Genomic DNA, 10,870 nt, shown 5'->3' on the forward strand with positions numbered 1-10,870 from the left:
TGGTTAAATCGTTTCATTGTCGCAAATAGGTGACAGCTCTCAAATTTGTGGGCTGATGAAGGCTGTACTTCACTTTGAGGCCTACTTGGGTGATCTGCTTGGGATCGTAATCAAATTGTCATGTTGTGGCTAGAAATGTATTCTTCTAATTCTTTCTTGAAGAGGATTTGGGCTATTGCCCTAATTTTGGCCCTTTCTGGTCGAGTGTCGCCTTTGGATATATTTGTCCTAATTTCAACACTTTCTCCAGAAGTGCGCTGGCATTGATTTGGCTCAGATTCGGGTTTGTACGACTCGCTTGCCTGTAACGGATCATAAAGAGCGATGGCAAGCTAATAATGCTTAGTTTGGAATTTAAAAGAGGGTGCCGGTCATGGCGATGGTCTTTTTGTATCTTTTGCTCTGGTACATCATACGATCCGATTCCTCGAGGAGCCTTTCGATCGAAAATGGGGTCATTCCAGAGGCATGGCCGATGGAAGCGGATACGCCAGCCGCAATTAGTTGTTGTTCGATTCGAAGCGAAAAGTCTCGTGCGCTCGATGCATTCATTTTTGGCGCCAAAATTGCGAATTCGTCTCCACCAACCCGCGCAACCATGTCGTTGTCTCGGACAGCGTTCTTCAAGACTTGAGCGAATTTCGCAATATATCGATCGCCACTTGAATGACCCGATGTATCGTTGATTATCTTGAGGTTATCGAGGTCAAAGGTGACCACAGAGTAGATCGAGCCTGGTTTCTCACTTCGAAGGTGATCGATCGCTCGTTCCCAACCGAATCGGTTCAGAACGTCCGTGAGGGGATCTCTTTCGGCTTCGCTTAGGACTATAGATGTTTGAATTTCGCGCCGCGCCGCGATGTAGCCGTCCGCGATGATTTGCGCTACCAGAGGCCCAATACCAAGCAGGGCAAGTGAGATCTCTTCAGATGAGATTATGGACTGCTGGGTGTCATAGATAATCAGTTGGTGCTCGTTTAGGTCATGTAGTTCCGGCATTATCGACAGTGCAGCCATCAGCCTTATGGGACCGACATGGAAGGCATCGTTTACCTCCAGCCAGAGAGGCTGTTCGCTTTTGTCAAGGACGAGAAGCGAGGCGAGAATGGATGAAGGGTTGATCACCTTGGTGGGGTTATCTTGGAATTGAGAATATCTTGGCGCAATGCGTACTTCGTCACCATTAAGAACGCCAAAGGATCGCCCAAATTTTCTTAAAATAACTCCCGAGACCTGAGATCGCGAGAAGCTTTGCCTCGCAAGAAGGAACCCTCCGTCGAGGCCAAAATGATCTAGAATTAACTGAACTGACGAAGCGATAGCTTCGAAAGCCTTCGAAATGGGGTGAGCCACTCTCGTTGGTTGTGCCAGGTTCATTGTCTCGTTTCACCAGACCTGCGAGTTTGAAAATTACCTATATGTAGTTATTCGGCAGATTAGTCCAATACCTTTCCTGATTTCTTCAACTTTCGTCCAATATTTCCTCTAACGTGATTCCTTGGGATTATAAGAATATTTGATAGAAGGCGATTTGATGCTAGCCAAGATTGAGCAAAATTGGATTCTGCTTGCTGTGTTCTCATCCATTGGATGGGGTGTTTGGGGATTTTTTTCCGGGCGTGCATCCAAAGGAGCTTCTCCAATTGGCTTATGGGCATCGGTTGTTATAATTGAAGGATTGATCGCGGTGCCTGCACTTTTCAAAGTGCGGCCTGTATTAACCACACCTTCCGTATTGGCAGCAGTTTCGGGTGTCATTGGTTATCTTCTGTTTTTCGTTGCACTAAAGCAAGGAAAAGCACCGACCGTCGTGGCTATCACCGCCCTCTATCCCATGGTTACCCTGATAATTACGGTATTTGCTAGTGGGTATAAGCCTTCCGCGCGGGAACTCATTGGGATAGGGGTCGCTATCTTTGCCGTCTACCTTTTGGCGGGATGAGCCAAATCTTAGATTTATTCTAATGCATAGCGATGCATTCGATTGATACTTCAATAGGCGAGTTTGTACTCTGTGGTCTTATTTGAGGCGGTTTCTTTGGCCATCAATGATGGCTCGGGGAGATCCCCTAGAGAACTCTTGGCCCATTGTAGAGTATTTGACGGATTTGCAATGGTAGCAAATTATCTGAGGGGACGTTTTGAATTCAATGCAAGATCTAGCGATCGATTTTCGGAGAGTTGGCGTAAAGGCTGGGGGGCGAGATCTGCTGTTAGATTTCGACCTATCGATTGACTTGGGGGCCAGATTTGTGATTCTTGGGCCCAACGGCGCCGGAAAAACTACCTTGCTGACAGTTCTCAGTGGCACGGTGCGTCCTTCTAGTGGCCAGGCTGTAATCTTATCTGAGCTGCTAGGGCGCACCGATATGCGTACCCTGAGGAGACGCATTGGACTCTGTGGAAGTTCGGTGATTGAACGGCTCAACGGTGCGATGACGGTTCTACAGTGCGTACTAAGTGGTATCGATCAAGTATTTTCACCCTGGTGGATTGCTTCGACTGCTAAAGATGAGGCACGAGCACATGAGTTGCTTGAACTTGTGGGGTTAGATCCTCTTAGCGGGAGAAATTTCTCGCTCCTTTCTATGGGTGAGCGCCAGCAGGTAGCGATAGCTCGAGCACTTGTTTCACAGCCCGAGATTCTGCTTTTGGATGAGCCGTCGGCGGGTCTTGATCTTGGGGCACGTGAGGCTTTGGTGAATCGAATTGAGAGGATTGCTCACAACAATCCCGCTCTAACTATTGGACTAGTCACACACCATTTAGAGGAGATTCCCCCGGCCTTTGATCGCATCATTGGTATCAATAGTGCTCGAAAGGTTGTCGACGGTAACAAAAATGCCCTCTTGACCTCGAGTGTCGTGGGCGAGATCTTTGGGATAGATGTTGATGTGACGCGAATAGGCGAAAGATTCGTTGCCTTTGCGCGTGTCTAGAATCGCCTGATTTGTTTTTGGCTTGCTCGTTTTAAGTATGATGCTATTTTCCAAAGGCATGACTTGCATCTATCTACGGTAGCGTTTAATTAGATAGCAAGAATGACTGGTTCGGCATAATTGATTGCTGGTAAATATGAAATGGATACGAAGATGGAATATAGAAGATTAGGAAGGTCGGGGGTTAAGGTTTCAGCCTTGTCTCTCGGGTCATGGGTAACCTTTGGAACTGCCGTCGATACGGATTTGGCAGTTGCAACGATGAAAGTCGCTCGTGAAGCCGGTGTGAACTTCTTTGACAACGCAGAAGCATATGCAGGAGGTCAATCTGAGGAACTGATGGGTAAAGCGCTACGGAAGTTGAAGTGGCGGCGTAACTCTTATCTCGTTTCCTCTAAGTACTTTTGGGGACTAAATGACGGCGTCAACGAGCGCAATACTCTAAATCGCAAATATTTATTGGATGCAATCGATGGATCGTTGGAACGACTGGGACTTTCTTTTATTGATATCGCCTATTGTCATCGGCCAGACCCTGAGACTCCAATCGAGGAGACCGTTAGAGCTATGAACGATATCATCGATCGTGGCAAGGCCCTTTATTGGGGCGTCTCCGAATGGTCCGCCGCCGAGATTCGAAACGCCTATGAGATCGCAGATCGTTACGGATTTCATAAGCCAGTGACAGAGCAACCCCAGTACAATCTGTTTCATCGTAAGCGTGTCGAAGTCGAATATGAAGAGATCTTTAGAGACTTCAAGATGGGCACGACAACTTGGTCTCCGTTGGCTTCGGGGCTCCTGAGTGGAAAGTACGTCAACGGAATTCCCGAAGGATCGCGTGGTGCACTTAGTGGCTATGAATGGCTTACTCCAAGTTTGACCGATCCATCAAAGAACAATGTTGTTGGTGAACTAGCTAAATTAGCAGCTGAGATTGGTGCGACGCCGTCGCAGCTTGCAATTGCTTGGTGTCTGTTGAATCCGAACGTTTCCACCGTAATTACAGGTGCGACCTCGATCGCCCAGGTAAATGAGAATATGGAATCGATTAAGGTTCTTTCTAGTTTGACTCCAGAGATTGCTCAAAGAATTCAAGCAATCGTAGCTTCGGTTGCAAACTAAGAACAACAGGTATTGCACCCTGAAGAAACTTGATTCGACTCTTTTGAAAAAGCAATTTCACGTGAACGTCATAAGGTGATCAATCCGCTGGCACGAGTTCACTTATCATCTTGCTAGGAGAATCATGAAGCTATGGCCTGGTATCGGTGAATTTCATCGGTACCAGGCCATTTTGGCGTTTGACCTAGATTTCTGCATAGCTTTCTGATGGTCACTATTAGGCGGTTTGCGGATATGCCAAGTTGCTTGTTCGAGGTGGAGTACTAGCTCTGGGTAACTTCTTTCAGCCCCAACTTGTATTTTTTACCGTTTTGTACATACTTATCCACTGCGTCGCTAAAGTCGACTTCGTTTGTACGATTTGGGTAAATCTTGGCCGGGATTCCGAGCGCCATCGCTCTGGTTGGGACTGTCACATCCGCGACTACGACCGCATTTGCCCCCACGAGTGCGAAAGACTCGACTCTAGCTCTGTGTAATACGATCGAACCGGACCCCACTAACGAATCACTTTCAATGGTGCATCCTTCGAGGTGCACTATGTGGCCGATTGTAACTCTATCGCCAATGATCGTCGGTAATTCTTCTGTTGCGTGTATCACGGTACCATCTTGGATCGACGTTTGTGATCCGATTATGATTGATCCATAGTCGCCTCTCAGCACTGCATTTGGCCAGACGGTGGACTCTTCTCCGATGGTTACATCGCCGATGATCGTTGCAGTTGGATGCACGTAGGCGCTCTTGGCGATCTTTGGTATCCGATCAAATAGTTCATAAATTGGCATGGGTATATCATAGAATTGCTTTGTCCATAGAAAAGGTCATCGTTTGGACGAATATGGTTTCGCAGGACTATCTGGTTATATTTTTAACCGCATTTCGTCCGGATGCAAAGGAAGTAGCCGCGACGATTGCGGTAAATGCGAGGGTCAGGTCTCCTGCTCCTATTGGAAGCACTACGATAGTTGGGATCAAACCTCCAGCAACCCAGGAGAGTTGAAATCGAGTTTCGAATCTTGCGAATGCTCGTCCTTGGAGCAGTGGATCAACGTTGTATTGAACTAAAGAGTCAAAGGCGAGCTTTCCAGAAGATGCGACGAATCCAATTATAAGCGCTAGAAGTACCTCTATTTGGCGGTTATTGATTGCAGCGCCAACAACTCCGAGTACGGCTTCAAAGACCAAACCGGTGATGAGGAGGATCTCCTCTTGCATCAAGCGCCTAATTTTAGGAGTCAAGGCGGTGGCCGTTGCAGAACCCACAGCTGAGGCCGCAAGAATCAGTGCGAAGTAATAGGCAGGAGCGTGTGTACGTCTGAGATTGAATGCTATGAAGAAGGTGAAAAATCCTACAGAGCCTCTAAGTACCGACATGGCAGCTGCCGCAAGTAGGACTGACTGGGGAGATCGAGGTCGGGCGGTTCCATCAGATGGCTCATCTGATTGTGAATTTTGATCATCCGGCAATCTAAGATTTCGATTGGGGTCTGTAGTAGGATCGCTGGGTTTTTGGGGGTTGTCTCCTTCTCTTCTTGGGCGACTTGGCTTTATATGTAGGTGTCTAACTTGGGTGACGCCAAAGGCAAATATCACCAGACCGACTCTAAGAACCCAAGGCGAACCTAGATGTGGGGTCTTTAATATTCCGGCTGCAATGGCACCACCGAAAAAGCCTGATACTGCTGCTAGGAGGGAGATTCCTGAGTTGACAGCAACTAAATTTGGGTTACCGCTTTGGTTTTGGCCGCTCTTCCATCTCCGAGACTTTTGGACCTCCGGTTTGAAGTCAATCTGCTTTGCGAGATCGGGAATTAATGCGGCTTTGGCTACCAAATACGTCTTGGAGGCTACCAGGACCGTGAAGGCCTCCGGAAAGAGCAAAAGACTTTTGATGTCGCGAGCCATGAAGAACATCAACACACACCGGACTATGAGTGACATTGAGATTAAAAATCGTCGAGAACCGCGATTTCTATCCAGTATCGGACCCAGAAATGGTGCCACAATTCCAAATGGCGCTACGGTCAGCAAAAGGTAGAGGGTGATTTTCGAGCGAGCAGCGTTTGGTGAGATCGAAAAGAAAAGTGACCCAGCTAAAGCGACAGTTGTAAAAGTGTCGCCTACTGTGGATAAAAAGTGGACACGCCGCATTGGCCCAAGGGGCGAATTGCGATCGAAGTAAATTTTGAGCCAACTAACCAAACGATATAGGTGGTCTTTTATCGTTGCAACAAGGGACACTGCTACTCATGCTAAAGGCGTCTTGGCAAATTCCATCGGATAGATCTAATACGAGGGTCGGGTAGTCATGGGCGATAATCCTAATTTTAAGATATGGCAATGAGTGACGATAACTTTTTGCTTCAAAGGATGTTTCTTCGCTGGTCGAAATTCAGTTTTCAAGCTTTGTTTTGTGTCAGCGCTTTGTGTCAGCGCATTGAACTATCGATTTGAACCTAACAACCTCAAGTTTCTAGAGTTACTGGCGGGGCGGGTAACTGTGCTAAATCAATGACAAAGCTGCCAGATACACAGCCGCAGTGTTTTTAAGGTTCAGTTTTTTTTGCGAGGCAAAAGATCATACTTTTATCTTGAAACAAACTAGAGGCTAAATAGATCTTTGACCTCCCTTTCAGTGTCTTGTGTGCGATAGAGTTGGTGTCTCAAAGGATGCACATCCACTTGCTCGCTCTTGAGTGCCGACCCGTCGATCACTATCAAGAGTGGTCTGGAGATAAATTTAGATTGGATTAAATTGGAGACCAGAGTTGCCCGACCAAAGAGTGCGGGAGCCATTATTGGATTGTCGATGCTCTTTGCTGCAGTTGCACAGGGATTTGGTCGGTTTAGTTACAGCCTTATCATTCCGTCTTTGGTGCGTACGACTATTCACTCTGTCGCCTTGGCTGGGACTCTAGGAACGGTAAACGTGGGCTCGTATTTGCTGGGATCTACCTTTGTAACTTTGAACTCCCGAAGAATCTCCAACATTACTCTCATTCGTGTGGGTCTCTTCCTTTCTGCAAGTGGCCTTTTGATCTTTGCCTTTACAAATTCGTTCATCACTTTCTTTTTTGCGATGGTCCTGATGGGTTTCGGAGGGGCGATGATCTGGATCCAATCTCCTGGATTGGCAGCCTCTGCAGTAAGTGTTGAAAAAAAGGGATGGGCCATGGGTCTAACTGGGGCCGGGATAGGAATCGCCATCACACTCGAAGCGCAATTTGCCAGAATGACTCAGAATCTGGGGGGCTTATGGTCTTGGAAGATAATTCTCTATGTTGAAGGTTTCATTGCCCTGGTGAGTGCTCTGATTGCGCTATTGAAATTAAAGGGTGAACAAAAGGTTGTAGACCTCTTCGAAGTGACAGATTCTGACGTAAAACCCTCTCACGTTCCACCAATACCGGAACAGAACTTTCTTTTTGGTGCATATATGGCATATGGCTTGGCTCAAGCGATATTTTTGACCTTTGTTGTGACAGCTCTCGAACACGACCACAACTATTCGGCTGGATGGTCTTCGTTTATCTTTGCTCTCGTTGGTTTTATATCGATCTTTGGTGGGGTGCTTGCTGGGCGAATTAGCGATTCGATCTCCAATCGTGGCATTGTTATGGTAGGTGGTTTCATATGTATGGCTTTTTCTGGGGTGGCTGTCGTAGAAGGGGCATACCCATTGGTTATAGTGGGAGCGATCACATATGGTTTAGGGATGTCGGGTATCCCGAATTTGGTTGCTGCATATATCTCGGACTTTCAAAGTGGTTCTGATTTTGCAAGAACTTTTGCCTTGGTAACCCTTTTCTTTGGAATTACTCAGGCTGTTGGTCCACAGCTGGCAGGAGTTGTAGAAAGTTCTACTGGTAGTTTTGTGGTTGATTTTTTGCTCGTGTCAATCTCTTGTGTGGTTGGAGTTTTGTTCAGTATAAAGTTGAGCTACCGGGCATCGTTGTCTAAACTCTCATAAATCGGCGGAGTCTAGACCTCTCTTTGATCTTAGATATTTGACTCTAAGCTTCTTATGTAAAGTTGACTATCACACCTTTACTACTCTTTTTTGTTAGGGCGAGTTTTTATTTTTTCGAGTTTGCTCTGAATCTCAAAATAGAGCGATTCAATTGCGATAGCAAGTCTATGGGGACCATTCATTTCGAAAATCGGTGCTCGTTCGATCGCCATCTTCTCCATCTCTGCCGCATAGGGAATATAGCTCGATAGAAGTTGAATATTGGAAAGTTTTTCGTGATTTGAGATCGCATCTCTATGTGCATTTCTGCGGATATCTACCATGTTGTAGACCGTGAAACTTCGATCGATCATCTTGATCTTTTCTAGATGTAACGACAGCGCTTCCAGTGAGTGAGTAGCCAGTGGGCTGGGTTGTAGGGGAATCACAAGGAGGTCAATTGCGGCCAGCATTGAATCCGAGAGGCTATTTAAGCTGGGTGGCGAGTCGATTACGACAAGATCAAACGATCCTTTGGCAGATGATGTTGCCCTAGAGATCGTGTTTTTGCCTGAGTTTGAATCGAAGATTTTTTCTGAGAGAAGTCGTTGCGCATTCGAAGCCGGAACGATAAATAAGCTTTGGTAGTTGGTGCGTATGGCTAAATCTTCCAAGGAGACATTTTTGTCTAAAAGCGCCTTGGCCCTTGGCGCTAGGGTTTCGTTAACTCTAAGAACATAGGTGGCACTCGCTTGTGGGTCTAGATCCCAAAGCAATGTTCGAAGGCCCGACCGGGAGGCGAGGTATGCGTAGTTTATCGCTAATGATGTTTTACCTACGCCTCCTTTTTGGTTGTAAAACGCGATTGTCTTCACTTGTCGTCCTTTGTCTGGGTGCTTCTAGGGCGGATTTTTTTCGTTGTCTGTAGCTTCATAACGTCTTGGAGCCGTGTTTTTTCGAAGTGGTACTTAGAGATTTTGAAGTGTTTGCTCTTTTACTGTTTTTGGACTTGTTAGTTTTAGAGATCTGCGATGGGTGCGACCAACCAGGTTTGCCAGAGAGTTCCACCAATGCCAAGACCGAAGAGGCTTTCGTCTCTTGTAGTGAGGTTTGTGCTTGATTGATTAGCGACATAAGTGGTGCAAGGTCATTTGAGTCCTCGAGTCCTTCTTTTTCTTGCTCTAAAAACTCCATCCTTACTGTGGCGTCTTGAAATAGACCAAGTTCAGTTTGGAGAACTTTGGAGAGAAAGATATCAGTGTTGGTGGTAGCCGTATTGTCGCTGGCGAAGGTCTCGCTTAGATACCTCAGGCGTTTGAAGTCTTTACGAAGGTCGTGTAGTTCTTGGGAGGATGGATCATTTTTCTTTGCTATCTCTGAAACCGTAATTTGGCAGTCGCTTTTTGCCATCGAGATAGTTTTTTCGACGAATTTTTTGGTTTGAGTACTGGCTATCTCCAGTTTCCCATCCGGCCCTTTGAAGGTTCCCGATGATGCCGCGATGAGCTTGGCAATGCTGGCTTGCCAGATGCTTTCGAGTGCCACGAACCTCTCCTCTAATTCGCGTTCTAACGTCTCGTTTATCTGAGATTGACGTTCTTTGAGCTTGTGCAGGAATGGGTTATACGGAGAGGTCTCTCCAAAGTACGTGACTATTACATCGATGTCGCGGGCAGAATTTGTGGCTTGTGCGATTGACTTTACATTTGAGAGCAGATCTTCAAGCGAACTAGAGTTGAAAGTTTTGACCACGGGTTCTAGGATCGCTCGGGTGGAACGCAAAATGACCCGAAGATGATGAAGTGACTCTTGGTCGGCGCGAAGTTTCGCGACATCCAGGGCTAGTTTGGCGTTTCGGAGTGATTTTGACAGGTATGTAGACATCGAAAGTGCAACGTTTTCATTTGCTTTTGGAATGACGCTAAATTTTACCGCGAAATCGCCGCGTGCTCGATTGGCACTTCTGAGTGCGCTATCGTAATAGTCGTGGCTGGGGGCGACCCTCCAAAATGACCCCATCGCCCGCTTGAGAAAGTCAAGAATGCGGTCCATCAACTCGTTGTCGTCTGAATCGCACTCTAGATGGAGCCAAAACTCAAAGGCAGCTGGGTTGGCAATGATCTCAACGCTTGCGTCCCGCCGTTGATGTGAATCAATATGGATCAGTTCGGCATGGTTGGTATCAACTTCGACGATTGAGATCACCGCCATCTCTAGGGCAACTTCATTGACTCTTTCGACTAGCACTTTCGAACTGCATGATTGAATTGAGATTGGTTGGGGGTGACTCGAGGTTGTGGGCTTTCCAGTATATTCACCACGAAAGCTCACACCCTTTTCGTCGGTTAATACGAGCTCACATTTGGAAGTTTTCGGAATCTCTTGAAGTTCGAGACGCCACCCGTGACTCGCAAATCGCCAATCCAAAGTATCTAAGAGAATTCTTCGTTGGCGAATGGAAGTTGGAGACTGTGCCTTCAAGAGGTCACTTTTACCAAGATGGTCAATTACGGTTTCAATTGCAATTTCACGGGTAGCAAGATAGCGTTGGAAAATTCTCTTCAAATTGCGCCGTCCTTAGGCTGGGATACCTTAACAAAAGGTAAACAATTAGAGTCTAAATGGTAAATTCAGTCGTTAGACGCAACTTTTAGCTTGGTAAATTTGGACTTCAAATTGAGACTAGCAGGCGAAATGATCTTCGAATGGACAGTTTTGGCCATTCTAGGTATTTTGTAATTCCCTTTAGAGCGCGCTAGCTTAGATCTTTTCTCGAGTTTTGAACTGTAGCTGCTAAGTGGTTTGGCTTTAGCCTGTAGATTTTAGAGTCGAGCCAAAATCAATTCTTGTTACA

General features: G+C 46.5%; 9 protein-coding genes. 4 read left to right on the forward strand and 5 right to left on the reverse strand.

Features of this window, described 5'->3' with window-relative positions; all coding sequences use genetic code 11:
• Positions 1 to 354: 354 nt before the first annotated feature.
• Entirely contained in the window at positions 355 to 1,377 is a 1,023-nt protein-coding gene (locus ACIDITHRIX25_RS84745) for a GGDEF domain-containing protein (protein ID WP_052605185.1), read from the reverse strand.
• A gap of 157 nt (positions 1,378 to 1,534) precedes the next feature.
• Here ACIDITHRIX25_RS84745 and ACIDITHRIX25_RS84750 point away from each other — a divergent pair, with 157 nt between their 5' ends.
• From ACIDITHRIX25_RS84750 to ACIDITHRIX25_RS84760, 3 genes are all read left to right on the forward strand, one after another.
• A complete protein-coding gene (locus tag ACIDITHRIX25_RS84750) occupies positions 1,535 to 1,942 on the forward strand; it encodes an EamA family transporter (protein WP_052605184.1) in 408 nt (135 codons plus the stop codon).
• 208 nt (positions 1,943 to 2,150) lie between these two features.
• The gene (locus ACIDITHRIX25_RS84755; protein ID WP_052605183.1) at positions 2,151 to 2,939 is read left to right on the forward strand and encodes an ABC transporter ATP-binding protein; all 789 of its coding nucleotides are present in this window, start codon (positions 2,151 to 2,153) and stop codon (positions 2,937 to 2,939) included.
• Positions 2,940 to 3,092: 153 nt separating this feature from the next.
• Positions 3,093 to 4,064 (forward strand): potassium channel beta subunit family protein, encoded by a 972-nt coding sequence (locus ACIDITHRIX25_RS84760; protein WP_052605182.1) that lies wholly within the window; start codon positions 3,093 to 3,095, stop codon positions 4,062 to 4,064.
• A 263-nt stretch (positions 4,065 to 4,327) separates the two neighbouring features.
• Here the strand turns inward: ACIDITHRIX25_RS84760 and ACIDITHRIX25_RS84765 are convergent, their stop codons facing one another.
• Both ACIDITHRIX25_RS84765 and ACIDITHRIX25_RS84770 read right to left on the reverse strand, forming a co-directional pair.
• Positions 4,328 to 4,852, reverse strand: coding sequence for a gamma carbonic anhydrase family protein (locus ACIDITHRIX25_RS84765; RefSeq protein ID WP_052605181.1), 525 nt, complete (start codon positions 4,850 to 4,852; stop codon positions 4,328 to 4,330).
• A 67-nt stretch (positions 4,853 to 4,919) separates the two neighbouring features.
• A complete protein-coding gene (locus ACIDITHRIX25_RS84770) occupies positions 4,920 to 6,308 on the reverse strand; it encodes an MFS transporter (protein WP_052605180.1) in 1,389 nt (462 codons plus the stop codon).
• A gap of 514 nt (positions 6,309 to 6,822) precedes the next feature.
• Between ACIDITHRIX25_RS84770 and ACIDITHRIX25_RS84775 the strand changes: the two genes are divergently transcribed.
• Complete coding sequence (locus ACIDITHRIX25_RS84775; RefSeq protein ID WP_152625917.1) at positions 6,823 to 8,037, forward strand: MFS transporter; 1,215 nt, start codon at positions 6,823 to 6,825, stop codon at positions 8,035 to 8,037.
• 80 nt (positions 8,038 to 8,117) lie between these two features.
• Here ACIDITHRIX25_RS84775 and ACIDITHRIX25_RS84780 read toward each other — a convergent pair whose 3' ends face one another.
• Both ACIDITHRIX25_RS84780 and ACIDITHRIX25_RS84785 read right to left on the reverse strand, forming a co-directional pair.
• Complete coding sequence (locus ACIDITHRIX25_RS84780; RefSeq protein ID WP_052605177.1) at positions 8,118 to 8,891, reverse strand: ParA family protein; 774 nt, start codon at positions 8,889 to 8,891, stop codon at positions 8,118 to 8,120.
• Positions 8,892 to 8,946: 55 nt separating this feature from the next.
• On the reverse strand, positions 8,947 to 10,581 hold the full coding sequence (locus ACIDITHRIX25_RS84785) for a CHAD domain-containing protein (protein ID WP_052605176.1): 1,635 nt from the start codon (positions 10,579 to 10,581) through the stop codon (positions 8,947 to 8,949).
• Positions 10,582 to 10,870: the final 289 nt, after the last annotated feature.

Source organism: Acidithrix sp. C25, from assembly GCF_904848545.2.